Consider the following 19,987-nt stretch of genomic DNA (forward strand, 5'->3'; position numbering starts at 1 on the left):
CCTCTGCGAGCCGTGATTCGGCCGTTTCGGGCAATTATACCCGGAAAAATGATGCTCCGGCGGCAAACAGCAAGGGCGGAACTCGCGTTCCGCCCTTCAAATCAGCCCGTATCTTGACTGGCCGCCCTACCCCTCGACGAACACCTCGTCGCGCTTGCGGCGGAGCGTCGGCAGCACGGCGAGCACGAGCAGCCCGGCGGCCGCGGCCATCAGCACGGCCGACAGCGGACGGGTGACGAACACGCTCCAGTCGCCGCGCGAAATCAGGAGCGCCCGGCGCAGGTTCTCTTCCATCAGGGGCCCCAGCACCATGCCGAGCAGGAGCGGCGCCGGCTCGAACTCGTGCTTGATCAGCCAATAGCCGACCAGGCCGAAGGCGCCGGCGAGGACGACGTCGACAGGTGCGTTGTTGATGGAATAGATGCCGATGGCGCAGAAAACCACGATCGAGGGGAACATCAGCCGGTACGGCACGCGCAAGAGTCGCACCCAGATGCCGACCAGCGGCAGGTTGATGATGATCAGCATGAGATTGCCGATCCACATCGAGGCGATCATGCCCCAGACGAGATCGGGCTGCTTCTGCATCACCTGCGGTCCCGGCACGATGCCGTGAATGGTCATGGCGCCGACCATCAGCGCCATCACCGCATTCGGCGGGATGCCGAGGGTGAGCAGCGGAATGAACGAGGTCTGGGCCGCCGCATTGTTGGCGCTCTCCGGCGCCGCCACGCCTGCGATGGCGCCGCGGCCGAATTTCTGCGGCTCGCGCGAGATCTTCTTCTCGAACGTATAGGCGGCAAAGGAGGCGATGACTGCGCCGCCACCCGGCAGGATGCCAAGGATCGAGCCGAGCACGGTGCCGCGGAAGATCGCGGGCAACGACTCCATCATGTCCTTCTTGGTCGGCATCAGGCCGGTGATCTTCTGCTGCACCAGCTCGCGATCCATCTCCGCGCCGGTGTCGAGATTGCGGATGATCTCGGCAAAGCCGAACACGCCCATCGCGACCGTGGCAAAGCCGAGCCCGTCGGCGAGCTCGGGGATGTTGAAGGCCATGCGCGAGGCGCCGGTCTCGATGTCGGAGCCGACCATCGACAAGAGCAGGCCTAACACGATCATCGCGATCGCCTTCAGCACGCTGCCCTTGGCGAGTACCACCGCGAAGATCAGGCCGAGCACCATCAGGGAGAAATATTCCGCGGGGCCAAAGGCGAGCGCGAGCTTCGTCAGCGGCGCACCGAGCACGGCGATCAGCACGGTCGCGGCACAGCCGGCGATGAAGGAGCCGATCGCGGCGATTGCAAGCGCCGGACCTGCGCGTCCCTGCTTTGCCATCTGGAAGCCATCGAGCGTGGTGACGACCGAGGTCGCCTCGCCCGGGATGTTGACCAGGATCGAGGTGGTCGAGCCGCCATATTGGGCGCCGTAATAGATGCCCGCGAGCATGATCAGCGCGCCGACCGGCGGCAGGCCGAAGGTGATCGGCAGCAGCATGGCCACCGTTGCGATGGTGCCGATGCCCGGCAACACACCGACCAGCGTTCCGACCAGCGCACCGATCAGGCAGAGCATCAGGTTGACGGGGCTGACGGCGACGCCGAAGCCCAGAAACAGATTGTGAAACAGATCGGCCATTGCGCCCTCACTGCACCAGGAAGCGGGGGAACAGCGGCATTGGCAGTCCCAGCACGTAAGGGAACAGCAGCGCGCAGCCGATGGTCAGGCAGATGCCGACGATGAGGGTCTCGACCCAGCGCGTCTCGGGCGTGCCGAGCGCGGAGATCAGAAAGCTCGCAAGCCCTGACACCACAAGGCCCAGCGGGCGGATGGCGACGGCAAAGAAGACGATGGCGAGCATCACAAAGAGTGGGCCGCGCCAGGAATAACGCGCAAGCTTCGGTCCTTCGCTGACGACGCCGGTGATCGCAACCCCCGCGCCCAGTATCAGCAGCAGCACCGCGAACATGCGTGGCGCGGTGCCGGGACCGAACGTAAACCCATGCATGCCCTGCAGATCATCGGAAGCCCACAGCGCAAACAGCGCAACCGCGACCAGCACAATGCCGCCGATGAAATCCTGCGGGCCACGGACCCATTTCGGCTTGATGGATTGCCGTGGCCGCTCGCTCGGCGTGTCAGTCATCGATATCTCCCCCCGAATTCAGGCTTTTTGCCTGTTCTGTTTCGGATGCAGTCTGCCTAACGGCTTTCGTCAGACGACGCCAGCTAAACCTAAGCAGCCTCCGGCAAGCAATATCCACAGGGGGTTGACTTTGGTCGCAAATGCAAGCGCCGCAGCAGCCAGCGTGAGCACGATGGCGGGCCATGTCCTGTCGGCAGCCTGGCTGACAACGAGCGCACTGGCGCCCATCAGGCCGATCGAGAGCGGCACCAGCGCGGTGCGGAGCAGCGACGGCCAGCGCGCGCCCGAAGATCCCTTCAGCAACCCGCTCACGATATAGGCGAGGACGGCAGTCGGCAGGCACATGGCGATCGTGGCCGCAAATGCGCCGGCAAAGCCTGCGACCTCGTAGCCGATCAGGGTCACGATCAGCACATTCGGCCCCGGCGAAAGCTGGGAGATCGCGAACACGTCGGCGAACTGCTTGTCGGTCAGCCAGTGATGCACATCGACCGCAATGCGATGCATCTCGGGAATCGCGGCATTGGCGCCGCCTACGGCAAACAGCGACATCAGGCCGAAGGTGGAAACCAGTCCGAAAATCGGATTTCCGTCGGAGTTCACGACAAGGCCCGCTTTTGCATGAGGATGGTGACGCCAAGGCTGATCGGAACGGCCACCAGAAGCACGAATTGCAGCGGCCAGCGGGCGAGGCCGATTCCCGCGAAAACTGCAACCATCAGCAGCAATGGCGGCAATTCACGTCTTTTGAGCAGCGGCATCATCATGCGGAAGACGGTGGCAACCAGCAACCCGACTGCGGCGCAGGAGATGCCGGCGAGGATCCGGCGCAGTACCGGAATATCCCCGAAATGGGCGTAGAGGGCGGCAAGCCCCATCACCAGCACCATCGGCGGGCCGACCAGCCCCAGGAAAGCCGCAAGCCCGCCCGCAAGCCCGCGAAAGCGCGAGCCGAACACGAAGGAGAGGTTCACGATATTCGGGCCGGGGAGGAAATGGCACAGCGCAAAGGTCTCGTTGAATTCGTCCGCCGTCATCCAGCGATGCTGTTCGACAATGGCCCGGCGGGCGAACGGCAAAACCCCGCCAAAACCTGCCAGCGACATCTTCGCGAATGCAAAAAACAGCGCAATCAGGCCGGGCGGCGGAGTTTGGTCGACGATTTGGCGGATATCCACCCCAGATGAGGCGGCCGGCGGTGAATCCAGGGACATATAGAAAAAGTAAACGCGGCCTAGCTTGAGGCCAAGGCAGTTTTCCTGAGGCCAAGCCAACTTTTCCTGAGGCTGGATCACCTTTGCCCTGCTCCGGCCTCCTCTTTCCCCGCCAAGGCGTGGCATTACGGCACTGTTTTTCGCCAGCGTAGCGCTTATATTGGGGGTGCCGGTTCGCCGGCTATGGAAATAAACGGTCGTCGCAATAAACCTATCGGACCCGGGGGCAGTACCCGGCGCCTCCACCCAAGTCCACCTTTCAGCCCACTATTTGGGCAGCTGGGCTTCGGCGGGGGCGAAATAGGATCGACGAGGGCGTAAAGGGCGTGCTTTTTCCCGGTATTGTTCCGCCGTTATCGGGCTATTGCAATAGTTGCCAACGACAACTTTGCTCCGGTTGCTCGGGCTGCGTAACGCAGTTCGAAAGACCACTTTAAAGTCCTAGCGGGTTAAGCTCCGCTAGGCGGGGTTCGGAGGCACCTGGCAACAGAAGCCTCCACTTCTCTTTTTTGAAGGCGTCAACCTGCTGTCGTACCGGTCGGTAACGCCTGCTGACCTCGCGGCCCCGCCGAGGTACGATGGAGAACAGCGGGGCGAGTCGTTTGCAGTGGCGAGCCGGTCTTGCCGGCCCGCGACCGAGCGACAGGGACAGATCATATCAGGAACCGATAATGGCGACGGATCATATTAGATACGATGTGCTGGCGCGCGATGCGCTCCGCGGCGTATTGCGGAAAGTGCTGAGCGACGCTGCCGCGCATGGGCTCCCCGGCGAGCATCATTTCTTCATCACCTTCATCTCCACCGCCGAGGGCGTAAAACTCTCTCCGCGGCTGCTCGCGCAATATCCCGACGAGATGACCGTTATCCTTCAGCACCAGTTCTGGGACCTCGTGGTGCATGAGGATCGCTTCGAGGTCGGGCTGTCGTTCGGCGGCATCCCGGAGCGTCTGGTGGTTCCCTTCAGCGCGATCAAGAGCTTCTTCGATCCGTCGGTTCAGTTCGGCCTGCAATTCGAGCCGTCGGACTCTGCCGAGTCGCCGTCGGCCAAGAACCTGCCAGCAGCGCCTGCACCATCCGCCGTCGCGACGCCCACGGAGGCCGCACCGGAGGAACAGACCGAAGAGCCAGCGAAGCCGCCGAGTGATGGTGCCGAAGTCGTAAGGCTGGACCGCTTCCGCAAGAAATAGCAGCACGCGCGAGCTCAAGATGCTGTAGGCTGCTTCCGGCGGCCACGCGAGTTCACGCAACGAACAGGCATGCGCGATGGACCAATCGATCAGATCCAGCGAAGGATCAAGCGGCACCACTCGCGTCGAGACTGACAGCTTCGGCCCAATCGAGGTTCCCGCCGACCGCTATTGGGGCGCGCAGACCGAACGGTCCAGGCAGAACTTCCGCATCGGCAAGGACCGCATGCCGATTGAAATCGTGCATGCGCTCGGCATGGTCAAGCTGGCCGCGGCCGAGACCAACCGCGAGCTCGGCCTCATCGACCAGCGTCGCGCGAGGGCAATTGCTCGGGCCGCGCGCGAAGTGATCGAAGGCAAGCTCGACGAGCATTTTCCGCTGGTGGTGTGGCAGACCGGCTCCGGCACACAGACCAACATGAACCTCAACGAGGTGATCGCAAACCGCGCCAACGAGCTGCTCGGCGGCGAGCTCGGCGCCAAGAAGCCGGTGCATCCGAACGATCACGTCAACATGAGCCAGTCGTCGAACGATTCCTTCCCGACCGCGATGCACATCGCGGCCGCAAGAGGCATCGTCGACGATCTGGTGCCGGCGCTCGAGCAATTGCTCGGCGCGCTGCGCGAGAAGGAGAAGGCCTTCGCCGGGATCGTCAAGATCGGCCGCACCCACACCCAGGATGCGACGCCCCTCACCCTGGGCCAGGAGTTCTCCGGCTATGCCGCGCAGGTCCAGAGCGGCATCACACGGCTGCACCTTGCGTTAAAGGAGCTTTATCCGCTCGCACAGGGCGGCACCGCGGTCGGCACCGGGCTGAATTCGAAGCCCCGCTTCGCAAAACTCTTTGCAAAGCAGGTTGCACAAATCGCAAAGCTGCCGTTTACTAGCGCTATTAACAAATTCGAGGCGTTGGCCTCCAACGACGCTTATGTCTTCGCGCATGGCGCGATCAACTCAGTGGCGACCGGGCTTTTCAAGATCGCCAACGACATCCGCCTGCTCGGGTCTGGACCGCGCTCCGGCTTGGGCGAGCTGCTTCTGCCTGAGAACGAGCCCGGCTCCTCGATCATGCCGGGCAAGGTCAATCCGACCCAGTGCGAGGCCATGACAATGGTGTGCTGCCAGGTCTTCGGAAATCAGACCGCCATCACGATGGCCGGCAGTCAAGGTCATTTCGAGCTTAATGTATACAAGCCGGTGCTTGCCTATTGCATGATGCACTCCATACAATTGCTGGCGGACGCGGCGCGCTCCTTCACCGAGCATTGCGTGGCCGGCATCCGCGCCGATGAGAAGCGGATCCGGGAGCTGATGGAACGTTCACTGATGCTGGTGACGGCGCTGGCGCCCAAGATCGGCTACGACAATGCGGCCAAGGTCGCAAAGACGGCGCATGCGCGGGGCACCACGCTCAAGGAGGAGGCCCTGCGATTGGGCTTCGTGTCCGAGACCGAATTCGATCGTCTGGTCCAACCTGATAGGATGACTCGGCCAGGCTGACGGTTAAGAATAATTTCTGCCCCCCGGAAAACTACGGAGGCCGTTTCGATTTACCGCTGGGCGATATGATTATAGACCATAACGGCTGACGACGGAGCCGATCGATGAGATCATGAGCTTTCGTTTTTCGTTCAGTCGCGCTGAAGGCCGCGAAACCCTTTGCAGCGCAGAACCTATTTTTTGTTGGTGCTAGGTAGCGATTTACGGGACGATTTGAAAATGAACGAGTTGGCCATCGCCGTGCCATCGATCCAAAGAACGGCTTTGCGAACAACCCGCACCTTCCCGAGATTGTCGCCTCTCTCCGATTTTTTCTTATGACGGGGAAGCGAGTATGGGGGAAATAGTTAATCTCAAGCGGTTCAGGAAGCGTGTCGAACGCGAAGAGGCCAGCCGAGCGGCCGAGGCCAATCGCGTGCAGTACGGCCGAACCAGGTCCGAGCGCGAGCTCAGCAAGAAGCGCAGTGCCCGCGCCGCCGAGGTACTGGATCAACATCGGCTTGATGAGGGAGACGCATCATGAAGTCACCCGTCGTCAAACGCTCGATCGTTGTCGCAGGCCACAAGACCAGCGTCAGCCTCGAAGAGGCGTTCTGGAACGGCATGAAGGAGATCTCCGGAGAGCGCAACATGACGCTTTCCGAGCTGGTCGGCGAGATCGACGGCAAGCGCCAGCAGGGCAACCTGTCCTCGGCGATCCGCCTGTTCGTGCTCGATCACTTCAAGAGCCGCGCCGCGGCCGCCTCCGGCGGCGATGCCAAGTCGCACGCGACCATATCCGCGTCGCCCAGCACTTGAAGCACGCTCACGTCCGGCTCGCCCCACTCTTGGTGGGACGAGGCAGAGCGGTCGCGAGTTCGCTCTAGTACACCAACCCTGTCCCGGGCGGCTGCTCGAGCGCGGCTGCGAGCGAGCGATATTCGGCACAATCGGTGCCGCAGATCGCAGCTATCCGGCTCAAGTGATATTCGGCCTGGTCGCGGTTGCCCTGCTCGATCTGCCAAAGGCCGTAATAGTTCCAAGTCAGGACATGGTTCGGATCGGATTTCAGCGCACGCTCATACCAGACCTGGGAGAGCTTGTAGTCGCCGAGCTTGCGGTAGGAATAGCCGATCAGGTTGGCAATGTTGGCATAGTCGTCATGGCCAAGCGCGTGGAGCTGGTCGATCGCGGCTGCATAATCGTGCCGGTCGTAGATCGTCTGATAGGCCACGTGGTATCCCTGCTTGAAGCCGGGATCGTCGAGGAAAGACTGCTTGTTGCTCTTCTTGGTCCGATGGCTCGATCTTACGGCCGGTGGCTGCCGGTAGCCCGGCGGCGCGCTCGACGCCCCCGGTCTCATCTGGTCAGAACTTCCCGGATCGCCACCACCGCCGGCAGCGAAGACCGGCAGCGTCGGCGCGGTCGCGACCAGCGCGAGGCCGAATGCCGTCAGGGTCAACAATTTGACCGCCATAAATCCCTCCTATTTGTTGGCTGCCAGCCGCAGGTGTTAACCCCACTTTGGCCGCGGCATTCCGGGTAAAACGGCGATCACGAGAACGCGATGCAGGAGCATACCTTCCCCCGCAGAAATCGACCGTCTTGCACAAGGATGGCGCTTTTAAAATCGCTCTAATGATGCAAAGCATTCGCATGCTTCTGCTTGACCTTGCCGCTGCCGATTGAAAATACAGCTCATGACCGAACTCCATGACATCGCCCAGCAATTGCCCTCGGGACTGCCCTCAGAACTGCCCTTGGGACTGGCCCCTCGCGGCTATGTCGGCACGATCCATCGCCTGGCAGCGGGCGAGGCCGCCTCGGCGCTTCCCCATGACGAGCTGGAGAGCCGGCTGATCGAACTTGGCTTTGTCGAAGGTGCCCGGGTCGAAATCCTGCATGAGGGCATCCTTGGGCGCGATCCCATCGCCGTACGGGTCGACAATGTAACCATCGCAATCCGCCGGCGCGAGGCGATGGCCATCATCGTCGGCTGACGCGGTCGAACCGAAAAACGCCATGGAAGCGCCCCTGATGCATATGGCCCTGGTGGGCACGCCGAACAGCGGCAAGACCTCGCTGTTCAACGCGCTCACCGGCAGCAAGCAGAAGGTCGCGAACTATCCGGGCGTCACGGTCGAGCGCAAGGAAGGCTTCTTCGTCACGCCGAACGGACGCCAGGTCTCGGTGGTGGACCTGCCCGGCACCTACTCGCTGCGCGGCCGCAGCCCCGACGAGGAAATCACCCGCGACTTCGTGCTCGGCAGGGCCAAGGGCGAGGTTACGCCCGATTTCGTGCTGTGCGTTGCCGATTCCACCAATCTGCGGCTGACCATCCGCCTCCTGCTCGAGCTGAAAGCGACCGGGCGCCCGCTGGGGCTGGTGCTCAACATGTTCGACATTGCCAAGCGGCGCGGCGTGACCGTCGATGTTCCCAAACTGTCGGCCTCGCTCGGTGTACCGGTCGTGACCTCGATTGCCGTGCGCAAGGGCGGCACCGCGGAGCTGTTGCGCCTGACCGACGAGATCGCGGCCCAGGCACAGCCCCAGACAAAGCAAAACCAGTGGCGGCCGCTGTCGGCCTCCGAGCTGCGCGCCACCCAGCGCGAGGCCGATCGCATCATTGCCGCATGCGTCAGCCTCCCTGCCCGTCCGGATACATGGAGCGCGAAGATCGATGCGGTCGTGCTGCACCCGGTGGCTGGGCTCGTGGTGCTGCTCGCCATCCTGTTCGTGATGTTCCAGGCAGTGTTCGCCTGGGCGCAGCCCTTGATGGAAGCGCTGTCCTCGGCCTTCGATTCGCTCGGCCAGTTCGTTCACGACACCTTGCCGGCCGGCCTGTTGCAGAGCTTCCTGCAGAACGGCGTGATCTCGGGCGTCGGCAGCGTGATCGTGTTCCTGCCGCAGATCATCATCATCTTCCTGGTCATCCTGCTGCTGGAAGATTTCGGCTACATGGCGCGCGCGGCGTTTCTGATGGACCGCATCATGGGCGGCGCCGGCCTGCACGGGCGCGCCTTCATTCCACTGCTCTCGAGCTTTGCCTGTGCCATCCCCGGCATCATGGCGACACGGGTGATCGACAACCGCCGCGACCGTCTGACCACCATCCTGATCGCGCCCTTGATGACCTGCTCGGCGCGCATTCCGGTCTACACGCTGATCATCTCGGCCTTCATTCCGGAAAAGGAGGTCGGCGGCCTCTTCAACCTGCGGGGCCTCGTGATGTTCGGCCTCTATGCCGCCGGCATCCTCAGCGCGCTTGGCGTGTCCTTCGTGATCAAATTCTTCATGCTGCGTGACTATCAGCCGGCACCGTTCATGCTGGAGCTGCCGGATTACAAGCTGCCGCGCCTGAACAGCATCGCGATCGGCATTTACACGCGCGCCAAAATGTTCCTGCAGCGCGCCGGCACCACGATCTTCGCCATGATGGTGCTGATCTGGTTCCTGGCCTCGTTCCCGCAGCCGCCCGCAGGCGCGGCGGATCCCGCCATCAATTACAGCCTCGCCGCCATCATCGGCAAGGCGGTAGCGCCGCTGCTCGCGCCAGTCGGCTTCAACTGGCAGATCGCGGTGGCGCTGATCCCGGGCATGGCTGCGCGGGAAGTCGCGGTCGCAGCCCTCGGCACGGTCTATGCGATCGAAGGCGGCAAGGAAGCCGCCGAGCAGATCGGCCAGGTGCTCGCGACCAAATGGAGCTTGGCGACCGCGTTGTCACTGCTCGCCTGGTACATCTTCGCGCCGCAATGCGCCTCGACGCTTGCCGTGATCAAGCGCGAGACCGGAAGCTGGAAATGGATGGCGCTGACGTTCGCCTACATGCTGGCGCTCGCCTATGCCGCGAGCCTTGCCACTTACAACGTGGCCATGGCGCTCGGGGCCGGTTGAATTAGATTAGGATCGGATCGCGGCGATTGCTCTTGGGCGGGATGTTGGCCCATGCGCCCTTCTTCAAAGCAAGCTATTGGGCAGCATCGGCTCGATGGCAATCCATTCCTCGTCGGAAAGTTCATAGCGCATGATTCGGCCCCTTTGTTCAGGAGCTTGAACACGGCGTGGCCACCGGCTTCAACGAACTTTGGGCCAACGGCGGTTTGGTCGCGATGCGCCCGAAAGCGGACGCATTATGCTCAGCTTGAGTTTGGTCGAGCTTGACCCGAAGCGGAAGTCGAAGGCCGTAACACAGACGACCTCCGACATGTTATGCTGTTGGTGCAGTGTTGGCGGGAGAGAGCCTAGTGAAGCGGCGCGAGTTCATGTTTGGGCTCGGCGGGCTGATGGCCTGCCCGACAATAGCGAAAGCGCAACAGAAAGAGCGCATGCGTCGGATTGGGATACTCATGCCTTTTCCGAAGAGCGACCACTATTCAGGCAACGTCCAGGTATTCCGGCAGGAACTGCTAAAGCTGGGTTGGTCCGAGAGCGGCAATGTCCAATTCGATGAGCGTTGGTCTACGGACAACATGGATATGGTGAGGGCCGATGCCGCAAGCCTCGTCGAGCAGAAACCGGACGTCATTTTCATCGTCGGGGATCGTGTCACCAAGGTGTTTATGAAATTGACGAATTCGATCCCAATCGTTGTCGGGGGGGTTAGTGATCCGATCGCGGTGGGGGCGGCGGAAAGTTTGGCGCGACCAGGGCACAACGTCACCGGATTTTCGCTCACGGAAGCCTCGATGTTCGGAAAGATGCTGGAGATTCTGAAGCAGATTGCGCCGGGCATCTCCCGTGTTGGCATGATGTATAATCCGGATAATTCCGTTGCGGCGACGGCGTATCGGCGTTGGTTTGAGTTGAGCGCTGGGCAGCTCGGGATTCAGCCGGTTAATCTGACCGTGCATGATGCTGCTGAAATCGAACATGCGATCGCAAGCATAGTGGAACAACGGGATGGCGGCGTCCTGTTGCCGCCCGACCTGACGACAAGCAGATACCGTACTGAAATTGTAACATCGACGGCTCGGTACGGAGTGCCGGCAATTTACTGGAATCGTGAGTTCTCGGAATCCGGAGGGTTGGTCATCTACGGACCCGATTCACTCCAAATGTATCGACAATCTGCCGGTTACGTGAACCGCATTCTGCGCGGCGAGAAACCGGCCGATTTGCCATTTCAACAGCCCACGACCTATCGGCTTACGATCAACCTCAAGACTGCCAAAGGACTTGGCCTTACGGTGCCGTCTGTGTTGCTCACCAGCGCCGACGAGGTGATCGAATAAGGGACATATCGCGTGCTGGCCCCAAGCGGCCGACCCGGTACGTCTGCTACATGTCCGCTCTGCGGGAGTGAAGTGGACTTGATATGCTCAACCTGAGTTCTTCCGGGTGTGACCCATCGCGGACATCATCCCTCCGGCACCCCGGCCATCCGCAGGCCCTCACACAGCCGCGCGCGCCCCGCAAGAACCTTCGGATGGTTGCCCCTTCGAGTGGAGCGCACGCGGCGGATGGTGAAATCTGGATCTAGGGCAAGTCCGGCCTTTGCGGCGGTTCTCGCTTCATCGAGTGCTCCGAGCAGACCCAACGCACTTGCGAGCCAAAAATGAGCCAGAGAGAAGTTGCGGTTGGCCTCAATGCTTCGTCGCAGCCAACCGGCGGCCTCGGCATCCGCACCGAGCAGCATCTTGGCGGCACCTACATAGTGCATCCACACGTGGGCAACGATATCGCGAGGGGAGAGACGCAAAGCCTCGAGTATATGACCTTCGGTCTCCGCGGCGCGGCCCATCAAATATTCATGCGCGGCCATAGCCTGATCGATGCGAGTTCGACGAATGCCAGGTAGCTGGCGGCAGGACTGTCCTAGCGCGTCGCGACCCGACGACATTGTTTGATCCTATTGAGTTTGATCCTATTGAAGAACCGCTCGACCGGTTGCGGGCGCGTAGAGATATGGGCTAAAACAGATCGGATCGCGGCGATTGCTCCTGGGCGGGATGTTGGCCCATGCGCCCTTCTTCAAAGCAAGCTATTGGGCAGCATCGGCTCGATGGCAATCCATTCCTCCTCGGAAAGTTCATAGCGCATGGTTCGGCCCCTTTGTTCAGGAGCTTGAACACGGCGTGGCCACCGGCTTCAACCAACTTTGGGCCAACGGCGGTTTGGTCGCGATGCGCCCGAAAGCGGACGCATTATGCTCAGCTTGAGTTTTGTCGAGCTTGACCCTGAGCGGTTCTCCTGCCGCTTCGTTCAAAATTGAGCATTTGGAGCTGTAAAAAGTAGATATGTTCAGCTTATGCAACCACCATGACACCTATATCGCTACAACCATTTATAGCCAAATTCGTCGGTCCAGAAGGCAACTACGCGGTTGAGTTTACGCCGACCAATGGGCTTGGCTCGATAAAGACGACAATTGGGGACGCCGCTATGACTTGGCACGTCGATTTTGTCGGCCTGAATGAAGGCGGCGACGTTATTCTCGGTGGCATAACGACAGGATCACAGGCGGTTTGGGGCGATTGTTACTGGTTCGAGGTCGAAGCCGACGCAGGCGCCCGCAGCATCGAATACTGGGGTGATCAAGTTTTATGGAGAAAAGATGGGGCGACCTGCGGTTAGCTGGCTGAGGTCGGAGGTGTGTGCTCAGAGTGACAAAAGGGGCTTGTGATGAAGGGTTTTGAGCAGAATTTAGCCAGACTGAAAAATGTCGCGGTCACCGTTGCGGCCGACAACGTCCCTGACGAGGAGGGATCGGCAGCCATTGTTATGAAATTTTCAGATGGGACAGTATTGAAGTCCTTCTATTGGCGGCTAGTCCAAGACGGACGCGCACGATTGAGTAGCTTCGACCATCAAAAGTTATATGGCCTGCCCGCACCAATCGACGCGAAGGAAAAGATATCCGCTATGTTAGAGGGACAAATCTGTCTCAACGTGCACCTCGATAGCGAGACGGCCGATGGTTCGCGTGAAGAACGCGTCAAAACAAGAATCTGCAGTTTCGGTTCTGATTCAATCAGAACCGAAAATGCGCTACCGGAAATAGTTCTGCACGAACAGCAGATCAGCGTGATCGGCGGTCCTGCCGTTGAGGCCGGCGTCGATGACGCGACGGCAGGCCGCAACAGCCGGCTCGTCGCCGAGGTCGCTTGCCGCTTCGAGCACGAGCCAGGCCGCGTCCGCGGACGCCGGCTCCGGCCTTCCGCCGTCTCGCTCGGCGAGGCGGCTGCACAGATCGCTCACGTCCATGGCCAGCTCCTGATTGTCATGGATGGGCTCAGGCCGAAATCGGCAGGCCTGAAATGCGCGATTCGTAGAATTTGAGGATGCTTCGCGAGGTCTCGGCGTTGAGCCCCTCATATTCCCCCTTGAGGTCGCTCAGGTCGCGCGCGGAGATGCGATGGTCCTTGGCGCCAAGGAACAGTAGTGACATCGTGGTGTCCCAGGCGAAATTCAGTGCCTTGGCCAGCATCAAAAGCATCTCGCGGTTGCGATCCAGCAGCACGCGCTCGATGATGTCGCCCGGCATGGCGCTCAGCAGCGACAGCCCGATCGTGACTTCGTCGAAGCGATGCGCGCGGGCGTAGCCGACGATCGAACTTTCGTTCAGATTGCCGAGCCGGTGCTGAGTCGCCACCACGCGCTTGGCGACGAAATGGCCGCGCGAGGCCGGGCCGAGCTTCGATTGCAGCGCGCCCGCCACTTCGCTCACCGAGCTCTGGATCTGGGCGACCATCTCGGGGCGCTCGCGCGCCAGCCGCTTCTTCACGTCTTCCGACGCCTTGGCGATGAGCTGCTGGAACAAATGCCTGGGAATATCAGTGCGCAGGCCGAGCTGCTCGGCGAGAATCGAATCGCCCTCGGCGCGCTTGACCATATGCAGGAAGCCGAAGCCCGAGAAGCGCGCCCCCTGGTTGCTGGCGACCGAATTGACGACCTCTTGATTGCCACGCACCACCAGCACGTCGGTGACGACGGCATCCAGCGACTTGCGCTTGGAGATCGCGAGCAAATGCGGCTGGCTCTTGGTCTCGGCATTGGCGACCAGGATGTCGCTGTCGAGCCGCTTGGAATGCGTGAGCACGGGGCCCGCGACCTCGATCGCATCGTCGAAGGCAAGCTTGTGGATGATGTTGGTCGGCGCGCGATCGAAGGTCGACATGCGCTCGGCGAGCTGCGCGCGAGCGGCAAGCTCGATCTCCTCCGACAGGCGCCCGATCACCTCGCCGAAGGTGCGGATCTCGTCCTCGCTATAACCGCCGGTGATCAGGAGATTGGTCGCATACCACAGCGCCCGCTCGCGGCTTTCAGCCGTTCCCCGCGAGATCGCGTGATCAAGATCGCGCAGAAACGATTTCGCGTCACTCATTGTCTTCAAAACCTTAAATCCGCACCGAGGCCGCATGGGTTCGCACGAGGGAACCTACACGGCAAACCCAAGCATTCCGTAAAGTGAGCAACTAAGGATTGCTGCTCAAAATTCGCTAGATTGCGCTGGCCGGCGTTTACGAAAAGGAAACTACGCTGCCTCGCGCGGAAGACGCATCGGGCACGAAGTCCTCGAAAAACCGCAGCCATAGGCGGGCTTCGCGCAACAGGCGGATGCGCGAAATGGTAACCATACGGCGATGCACATCGAAAATTTCGGGTCGCTTGCAGGATCTCAAGCGCCTCACGAGGACGGTTCGAGTTGAAAGCCGGCTTCCGCCGGATGGTCGTGTTCTACTGATTGGTCGTCGCCGGCGGCGTCAGCACCAGCGGCGGGCGCGGCTTGGGCCGGGGCGCTGCAGGCGGCGGTCCCGGCGGCGGCCGGACGTCGATCGGCGGCGGCAGGGGCGGGACCTGCTGGCTCATGGTGGCCGGCGGAATCGCGACCGATGGGGCGAGCGGTGCCGACGGCGGCGCAGCCTGCACGGGTGGTGCGACCGGGGGCCGCGGGGCGATGACCGGCGGCTTCGGTTGTGGCGCAGGCATCGGCATCGCTGCCGTCGAAGGCGGAACAGCGACCGTCTCATGCGCAGGCAGCTGGCCGCGCTCGATCGCGTCCAGCCGTCGCGTCTCACGATCGATGACGCGCACCGCAAGCCACGAGGACAGGCTCGTGACATCGACGCTACGCGTCAGCGCGCCCGGAGGTCCCGCGAGGAACAGCTGGATTTCCGGCTGGCTCGAGCCCGAGCCAATCGTCGTAGAGCTCAGGGTTGCGCGCACATCGGCCTGGTCGGCGGGAATGTCATAACCGCCCGAGACGATGGCGCGGACGCCATCGCCCTCGAGCGTTGTAGCGCTGACGCGCAGCCGGCCGTCACGGATGGTGAACGGAATTTGCGCCGTAGGCACCAGCAACGCACCCGACGCCAACACCGGCTCGACCAGCTGTTTCAGCTTTGCATCGTCGGTGGGCTGGCCGGCATCGCTGGCACGGATCGCGACCTCGAAGGCGCGCGGATCGAGCCCCATGATGCTCGCCCCCTCCAGCGTCGCTGTGCCGTTGCCTGTCAGCGCGCCGGTCAACGCTGCCACGCTGCGGCCCTGGCTTGCCAGGCTCATCTGCAGCGATACGCGGCTCGAAGGCATTCTGAGATTGCGATAGTGCAGCGCCGCACCATCGACGTTCTTGAGCTCGACGCTCGCGTTCACGGCAAGCCCGCCAGCGCCGTCGCGTGCATCGATGGTGGCCGAGGCATCGCCGCCGCCGATCTTGCCCTTGAGCGTGTCGAATGTGATCGACTGCCCGTCGCTTCGGATCACCCCGCTCACCGGCCGCAGCTCGAGATTATCGGGAAGCGCACCGCGCAGTGCCTGGAAGGCGACGTGGCCGCGCCAGCCCTTCGACAATCCGGCCGACAGCGGCTCCGTCCCACCATGACCGGACGCGCCGATCGCGAGCGCGAAGGCAGGCCGAAGATCGAGTGCATCAAGACCGACCTCGCCCTGCACCTCCTTCTGGTCGCCGAGCGTTAGCGCCAAATGTCCGCGCAGCCGCGAGCCGCCATTGGCGCCGTCGAGATCCTCGAAGGTCAACCTGTTGCCGGCCAGCGCGACGTGCGACGACAGGCTGACATTCTGCAAAAGGCTATCCGACGGCTTGAGGCCGAACAGCGGTGCGAGATTGGCCTTGCGCATGCGCAAGGTCCCGCTGCCCTTGAGGTCCTGCGCCCCCTGCTGTCCCCACGGCTCGAGGGTACCCTGCGCATCGGCGTCAAGGCCGGCGCCGAAAATCCTCGCCGCCGCCTGCAATGGCGCCTGCCATTTCCCGCTCAGCGATCCCTCGAACTGGGCCGGTCCCTCGCCTGCCGCAACGGCATGATCGAGCCCGAGCAAGGCAAGCAGCGCGTCACCGCGTACCGCCGCAAGTTCTGTCGCCACGGTGACGTCACTCGCGCGCAGGCGATCGAGATCGAGGCCTTGCACCGCCGCAAGCTGCGGCCTGGCCGTGAGCGTAACGCTGCCCTGAAGCTGCGGCGCGGAGAGATCGACAACCGCGCGCGCGGCGGCGCGATCGGCGGCTTCTCGATCCTTTCCGATGTTGAGCGCGAGCTTGATCCGGGCGAGCCCGGCCGGGGAGCCGACTGCATTGAGGCGCTCGGCAACGGCCGGCGCGAACGGCGCGACGAGTGCGGTCACCTGTGACAGCGAAGGCGCGGCGGCGCGAAGCGTTAGGATGCCGGAGGCATCACTGCGGTCGAAGCTGCCGGAGCCCTCGACGTTGATGCCATTGCCTTGGCCGATATTGAGCTGCTCCAGCGCGATGATCTTCGGGCTGTAGCTGAACTTGACCGCAAGCGGGCGCAGCTCCTGGCCAGAGGACCGCGCGCGCGCCACGTTGAGCGACACCGCCGCCTGCGCCGGCCAGTCCGCGGTGGGACCTGTCACCGAACGCACGAAGGTCGCGGCAGCATCGAGATCAAGCTGATCGGCCTGCAGTGCCGTGTCGAGATGCGCGCCGCTGCTCGGGGACGGCACCGACAGCGCGATCCTGCCTCCGACGGTGCCGCCTTCGATCTCGGCCTTCAATCCATCGACGGATACGCCGTCGGGCCTGACCGTGACATTGCCATGCAGGCGCAGCGGCTTCTGGCTGCGATAGGCAACATCGCTACGGCCGCGCAGCCACACCATCAGCGCATCCGGATCGGCGGAATCGACGTCGAGCACACCGGAGAAACTGGTTCCCGCAGGCGGGGCACCGAAGGAGACCATGGTGGAACCGGGCGCGCGAAGGTCGAGCCGATCGATCGCCCAGGAATTTCGGTCGCCATGGAATTCGGCGGAAAGATTCTGCAGCGGACGGCCGCCCAGCATGATCTGCTCGGAGCTTGCCTCGATCCGAACGGGAAGCGGCGGATGCGGCATGTCCGTCATCAGCGCGCGTAGCGCGGGCCAGAGGCGAACCGGCTCGGTGCTGTTGTCCGTCCCGTTGTCGGTGGTCACGAGACGGTCGGCATCGAGCTGGCGCGCGGATAACACCGCATGGAGCAGCGGTGCGGCGCCGAACCGCACGTCGCCGCTGCCGGCAAACTTCAGCGCGCGCTCATCGCTGCCATAACTGGCCTCGATCTGGTCGAGCTGGGCCGCGGCGTGGTCGGCCTTGAGCTTGGTGGTCACCTTCCATGGTGTCCGATCGCCGGCCGGCTGCCCCTTGGGCGGCGGCGGCAAGCCAAGCGCCAGCGTCCCCTCGAAGCGTGGAGCACGGGCCTCGAAATTCAGCAGGCCCTCAAGCTCGGCCGTCACCGGCCGCTGACCGGGGTCGATATTGACATGAAGGCGCGTGCCGCCGCTGCCGTCATTGCTCTGGCCGGAGGAGACGCGAAACGGGTAGCGCGTGCCGTCGACCGTGACCTTGCCGTCGCCATGCACCGCGCCCGCCGCCGAGCGGACGTCGCCGGAAAAGGCGATGTCGCTTAATTCCAAGGTGGAGCGGCTGGCGGCGTCGTGCAGCGCGATGCGGCCGGTCAGGTTCAGCCGGTCGATCGATAGCGAGGCCCAGTTGAATTTGCCGCTGGAGGCTGGCCAGTCAATCCGGCCGTCGCGGTCAAGCCCAAGGTCGAGCGACAGGCCACCGATGGCGAGCTCATTGGCGCGCCATTGGCCACGCATCAGTTCGCCCAGGCTGAACTCGACGTCGAGCTTGTCGGCGCGCACCTTGCCGAGATCGTTGGGGCCGCCGACGGTGACCGAGCCGAGCCGCAGCGTCGGCGTCGGCAACAGCCGCGCCTGCAGGTCGCCCGAAACCCTGACCGGCGCACCGATGATCTCAGTCGCTTCCGCCTCGAATTGCGGCCGGAACTGGTTCCAGTCGATATAATACGGCCCGATCAGCGCGGCGATCAGCGCAAGAATTAAGGCGATCGCCAGTCCGAGCAGCGTCGTCTGCACGGGGTCTCCCTTGTTGGCAAAGCTCGGGTGATGGCGCGGGCGCCAGCCACCCGCCGCCTCAACCGGAACAATACCCTATATAGAGAGAAGTGTGGCGATGTCACAGCCACGAACGCCCCACCGGCCGTGATCCCCCGCGAAAGCGGGGCATTGAGTGGGCCGTGGCGCGAGTGTCCTACGACTAACGTCTCTAACCCTGGATCGCCCGCCTTCGCAGGCGATGACAGGGTTGTTCGACGACGACCATGCTTTGCGGTGACTGTGGCTCCCCCAGCGCCCCTACCAGCTCGCCGGCAGCTCTTTCAGGCCACGCAGCACGAAGGTTGGCCGCCACTGCGGGTTGTCCGCGTCATCCAGCCGCAGGTCGGGAATGCGGCGTAACAAGGTCGCGATGGCGATTTCCGCCTCGATCCGCGCCAGCTGAGCGCCAAGACAATGGTGGATGCCGCCGCCGAAGGAGAGCGGCCGCACATTGGGCCGCCTGACGTCGAGGCTTTCGGGGTGATCGGGATAGACCGCCGGGTCCCGATTGGCCGAGCCCAACAGGCACAGCACGCTCTCGCCTTTCGGAATTCTCTTGCCGCCGAGATCCTCAATGTCCTCCAGCGCCACGCGCCCGGTGAGTTGCACCGAGGAATCGTAGCGGAGGAATTCTTCGATCGCGTTCGGCATCAGCGACGGATCCGCCTTCAAGATCGCGAGTTGATCGGGGTTCCGGTGCAGCGCCAGCAGCCCGTTGCCGATCAGGTTGACTGTGGTCTCGTGGCCGGCGCCGAACAGCAGGATGATGTTGGCGGTCAGCTCCTCATTGGAGAGCTTGCTGCCGTCTTCTTCCGCCTGCACCAGCTGGGTGGTGAGATCCTCGCCGGGGTTCTTGCGACGCAGCTCGAACAGCTGCTCGAAATACATCTTGGCCATCGCATTGCCCATATTGGCCTGGGCAATCTCGTCCTTCGTCATCGGCACCGGATCGAGGATGCGGCCGCCGTCGCGCGAGCCCTTGTAGAACATTTCGCGATGCTCCTCGGGGATGCCGAGCATGTCGCAGATGATTGTCACCGGCAGGCGGAACGCGAAATCCTCGATCAGGTCCATATGTCGGTGATCGAAGATGGCATCGATGGTCTGGTCGACCACCTGCTGGATGCGCGGCCGCATGTCCTCGACGCGGCGCGCGGTGAACGCCTTGACCACCAGCCCGCGCAACCTCGTGTGATCGGGCGGATCCTGCTGCAGCATCCAGTGGCTCATGCTGCGGAAGATCGGCTCCTGCATGATGTCGGGGCCGTAGCGGCGCTTGCTGCGCTCGACGAAATCCTTGCCGAAGCGCTTGTCGCGCAGGACGAGGCTCGCCTCTGCATGGCGGCTCGCGAGGAACGCGCCGAACGCCGTGACATGCATCGGATCGGTGTCGCGCAGCCGCTCATAGGCGGGATATGGATTCTTGATGAAATCCGGCGACAGCGGGTTGAACAATGGCTCGGTGGTCAGGGTCTGCACATGCTCGTTCATGGTGACCTCAATTCTCGTTTGCCGCGCCAAATGAGACACATTCGGATCGCTTGGCGTTTCCTGAAACGGTATCACCGCAGCGTCGGCCGGGACAACTGATCCTGGGGGCAAC

General features: G+C 62.7%; 18 protein-coding genes, 1 other RNA gene and 1 pseudogene. 9 read left to right on the forward strand and 11 right to left on the reverse strand.

Annotation, left to right across the window (positions count from 1 at the left end; genetic code table 11):
- Nucleotides 1-126: 126 nt before the first annotated feature.
- The 4 genes from A3AI_RS0136990 to A3AI_RS0137005 all read right to left on the reverse strand — a co-directional run bounded on the left by A3AI_RS0136990 (nucleotide 127) and on the right by A3AI_RS0137005 (nucleotide 3,360).
- A complete protein-coding gene (locus tag A3AI_RS0136990; RefSeq protein ID WP_024520343.1) occupies nucleotides 127-1,638 on the reverse strand; it encodes a tripartite tricarboxylate transporter permease in 1,512 nt (503 codons plus the stop codon).
- A 7-nt stretch (nucleotides 1,639-1,645) separates the two neighbouring features.
- Nucleotides 1,646-2,146, reverse strand: a complete 501-nt coding sequence (locus A3AI_RS0136995) for a tripartite tricarboxylate transporter TctB family protein (protein ID WP_024520344.1) — start codon at nucleotides 2,144-2,146, stop codon at nucleotides 1,646-1,648.
- A 69-nt stretch (nucleotides 2,147-2,215) separates the two neighbouring features.
- The gene (locus A3AI_RS0137000; RefSeq protein WP_024520345.1) at nucleotides 2,216-2,749 is read right to left on the reverse strand and encodes a chromate transporter; all 534 of its coding nucleotides are present in this window, start codon (nucleotides 2,747-2,749) and stop codon (nucleotides 2,216-2,218) included.
- The gene (locus tag A3AI_RS0137005) at nucleotides 2,746-3,360 is read right to left on the reverse strand and encodes a chromate transporter (protein WP_024520346.1); all 615 of its coding nucleotides are present in this window, start codon (nucleotides 3,358-3,360) and stop codon (nucleotides 2,746-2,748) included. The genes A3AI_RS0137000 and A3AI_RS0137005 overlap by 4 nt, the downstream gene beginning before the upstream one ends.
- Nucleotides 3,361-3,489: 129 nt before the next feature.
- Between A3AI_RS0137005 and ssrA the strand changes: the two genes are divergently transcribed.
- The 5 genes from ssrA (at nucleotide 3,490) to A3AI_RS0137025 (ending at nucleotide 6,849) form a co-directional block, all read left to right on the forward strand.
- Nucleotides 3,490-3,861: a transfer-messenger RNA gene (ssrA, locus tag A3AI_RS45845) on the forward strand.
- 170 nt (nucleotides 3,862-4,031) lie between these two features.
- Nucleotides 4,032-4,550 (forward strand): SspB family protein, encoded by a 519-nt coding sequence (locus A3AI_RS0137010; RefSeq protein WP_024520347.1) that lies wholly within the window; start codon nucleotides 4,032-4,034, stop codon nucleotides 4,548-4,550.
- Between the two features lie 76 nt (nucleotides 4,551-4,626).
- Nucleotides 4,627-6,051, forward strand: a complete 1,425-nt coding sequence (gene fumC, locus A3AI_RS0137015) for a class II fumarate hydratase (protein ID WP_024520348.1) — start codon at nucleotides 4,627-4,629, stop codon at nucleotides 6,049-6,051.
- A gap of 334 nt (nucleotides 6,052-6,385) precedes the next feature.
- Nucleotides 6,386-6,574 (forward strand): DUF4169 family protein, encoded by a 189-nt coding sequence (locus A3AI_RS0137020; RefSeq protein WP_024520349.1) that lies wholly within the window; start codon nucleotides 6,386-6,388, stop codon nucleotides 6,572-6,574.
- Complete coding sequence (locus A3AI_RS0137025; protein ID WP_024520350.1) at nucleotides 6,571-6,849, forward strand: ribbon-helix-helix domain-containing protein; 279 nt, start codon at nucleotides 6,571-6,573, stop codon at nucleotides 6,847-6,849. Before A3AI_RS0137020 ends, A3AI_RS0137025 begins: the two co-directional genes overlap by 4 nt.
- Nucleotides 6,850-6,913: 64 nt before the next feature.
- Here A3AI_RS0137025 and A3AI_RS0137030 read toward each other — a convergent pair whose 3' ends face one another.
- On the reverse strand, nucleotides 6,914-7,507 hold the full coding sequence (locus A3AI_RS0137030) for a tetratricopeptide repeat protein (protein WP_024520351.1): 594 nt from the start codon (nucleotides 7,505-7,507) through the stop codon (nucleotides 6,914-6,916).
- Between the two features lie 223 nt (nucleotides 7,508-7,730).
- On the opposite strand from A3AI_RS0137030, the gene A3AI_RS0137035 reads away from it, so the two are divergent.
- The 3 genes from A3AI_RS0137035 (at nucleotide 7,731) to A3AI_RS44250 (ending at nucleotide 11,261) form a co-directional block, all read left to right on the forward strand.
- Nucleotides 7,731-8,030, forward strand: a complete 300-nt coding sequence (locus A3AI_RS0137035; protein WP_051382663.1) for a FeoA family protein — start codon at nucleotides 7,731-7,733, stop codon at nucleotides 8,028-8,030.
- Nucleotides 8,031-8,052: 22 nt separating this feature from the next.
- Entirely contained in the window at nucleotides 8,053-9,924 is a 1,872-nt protein-coding gene (gene feoB, locus A3AI_RS0137040; protein WP_024520353.1) for a ferrous iron transporter B, read from the forward strand.
- A gap of 350 nt (nucleotides 9,925-10,274) precedes the next feature.
- The gene (locus A3AI_RS44250; protein WP_051382665.1) at nucleotides 10,275-11,261 is read left to right on the forward strand and encodes an ABC transporter substrate-binding protein; all 987 of its coding nucleotides are present in this window, start codon (nucleotides 10,275-10,277) and stop codon (nucleotides 11,259-11,261) included.
- Nucleotides 11,262-11,386: 125 nt separating this feature from the next.
- Here the strand turns inward: A3AI_RS44250 and A3AI_RS46770 are convergent, their stop codons facing one another.
- Nucleotides 11,387-11,791, reverse strand: coding sequence for a tetratricopeptide repeat protein (locus A3AI_RS46770; RefSeq protein WP_024520355.1), 405 nt, complete (start codon nucleotides 11,789-11,791; stop codon nucleotides 11,387-11,389).
- 56 nt (nucleotides 11,792-11,847) lie between these two features.
- Nucleotides 11,848-12,010: pseudogene (locus tag A3AI_RS46775) on the reverse strand (IS5/IS1182 family transposase); the annotation flags it as partial.
- A 278-nt stretch (nucleotides 12,011-12,288) separates the two neighbouring features.
- Between A3AI_RS46775 and A3AI_RS44260 the strand changes: the two are divergent.
- Nucleotides 12,289-12,603: a hypothetical protein gene (locus A3AI_RS44260; RefSeq protein WP_036051053.1), complete on the forward strand. Its 315-nt coding sequence runs from the start codon at nucleotides 12,289-12,291 to the stop codon at nucleotides 12,601-12,603.
- A gap of 414 nt (nucleotides 12,604-13,017) precedes the next feature.
- On the opposite strand, the gene A3AI_RS49625 is transcribed toward A3AI_RS44260, so the two are convergent.
- The 4 genes from A3AI_RS49625 to A3AI_RS0137075 all read right to left on the reverse strand — a co-directional run bounded on the left by A3AI_RS49625 (nucleotide 13,018) and on the right by A3AI_RS0137075 (nucleotide 19,875).
- Nucleotides 13,018-13,233, reverse strand: coding sequence for a hypothetical protein (locus tag A3AI_RS49625; protein ID WP_024520357.1), 216 nt, complete (start codon nucleotides 13,231-13,233; stop codon nucleotides 13,018-13,020).
- Between the two features lie 28 nt (nucleotides 13,234-13,261).
- On the reverse strand, nucleotides 13,262-14,353 hold the full coding sequence (locus tag A3AI_RS44265) for a DUF2336 domain-containing protein (RefSeq protein WP_036051056.1): 1,092 nt from the start codon (nucleotides 14,351-14,353) through the stop codon (nucleotides 13,262-13,264).
- Nucleotides 14,354-14,706: 353 nt separating this feature from the next.
- Entirely contained in the window at nucleotides 14,707-18,363 is a 3,657-nt protein-coding gene (locus A3AI_RS0137070; protein WP_024520358.1) for an AsmA family protein, read from the reverse strand.
- A 279-nt stretch (nucleotides 18,364-18,642) separates the two neighbouring features.
- Nucleotides 18,643-19,875 carry a cytochrome P450 gene (locus tag A3AI_RS0137075; protein WP_024520359.1) on the reverse strand — a complete coding sequence of 411 codons (1,233 nt, stop codon included), beginning with the start codon at nucleotides 19,873-19,875 and terminating at the stop codon, nucleotides 18,643-18,645.
- Nucleotides 19,876-19,987 lie beyond the last annotated feature (112 nt).

The sequence above is a fragment of the Bradyrhizobium sp. Tv2a-2 genome, from assembly GCF_000472425.1.
Lineage (GTDB): Bacteria > Pseudomonadota > Alphaproteobacteria > Rhizobiales > Xanthobacteraceae > Bradyrhizobium.

Excerpts from the sequence above, each read along its gene's own strand:
- A3AI_RS0137005 (WP_024520346.1), bottom strand. The coding sequence starts at position 3,360 with ATGTCCCTGGATTCACCGCCGGCCGCCTCATCTGGGGTGGATATCCGC.
- A3AI_RS44265 (WP_036051056.1), bottom strand. The coding sequence starts at position 14,353 with ATGAGTGACGCGAAATCGTTTCTGCGCGATCTTGATCACGCGATCTCG.
- A3AI_RS46770 (WP_024520355.1), bottom strand. The coding sequence starts at position 11,791 with ATGGCCGCGCATGAATATTTGATGGGCCGCGCCGCGGAGACCGAAGGT.
- A3AI_RS0137010 (WP_024520347.1), top strand. The coding sequence starts at position 4,032 with ATGGCGACGGATCATATTAGATACGATGTGCTGGCGCGCGATGCGCTC.
- A3AI_RS0137020 (WP_024520349.1), top strand. The coding sequence starts at position 6,386 with ATGGGGGAAATAGTTAATCTCAAGCGGTTCAGGAAGCGTGTCGAACGC.
- A3AI_RS0137035 (WP_051382663.1), top strand. The coding sequence starts at position 7,731 with ATGACCGAACTCCATGACATCGCCCAGCAATTGCCCTCGGGACTGCCC.
- A3AI_RS0137030 (WP_024520351.1), bottom strand. The coding sequence starts at position 7,507 with ATGGCGGTCAAATTGTTGACCCTGACGGCATTCGGCCTCGCGCTGGTC.
- fumC (WP_024520348.1), top strand. The coding sequence starts at position 4,627 with ATGGACCAATCGATCAGATCCAGCGAAGGATCAAGCGGCACCACTCGC.
- A3AI_RS44260 (WP_036051053.1), top strand. The coding sequence starts at position 12,289 with ATGACACCTATATCGCTACAACCATTTATAGCCAAATTCGTCGGTCCA.
- A3AI_RS0136995 (WP_024520344.1), bottom strand. The coding sequence starts at position 2,146 with ATGACTGACACGCCGAGCGAGCGGCCACGGCAATCCATCAAGCCGAAA.
- A3AI_RS0136990 (WP_024520343.1), bottom strand. The coding sequence starts at position 1,638 with ATGGCCGATCTGTTTCACAATCTGTTTCTGGGCTTCGGCGTCGCCGTC.
- A3AI_RS49625 (WP_024520357.1), bottom strand. The coding sequence starts at position 13,233 with ATGGACGTGAGCGATCTGTGCAGCCGCCTCGCCGAGCGAGACGGCGGA.
- feoB (WP_024520353.1), top strand. The coding sequence starts at position 8,053 with ATGGAAGCGCCCCTGATGCATATGGCCCTGGTGGGCACGCCGAACAGC.
- A3AI_RS0137075 (WP_024520359.1), bottom strand. The coding sequence starts at position 19,875 with ATGAACGAGCATGTGCAGACCCTGACCACCGAGCCATTGTTCAACCCG.
- A3AI_RS0137025 (WP_024520350.1), top strand. The coding sequence starts at position 6,571 with ATGAAGTCACCCGTCGTCAAACGCTCGATCGTTGTCGCAGGCCACAAG.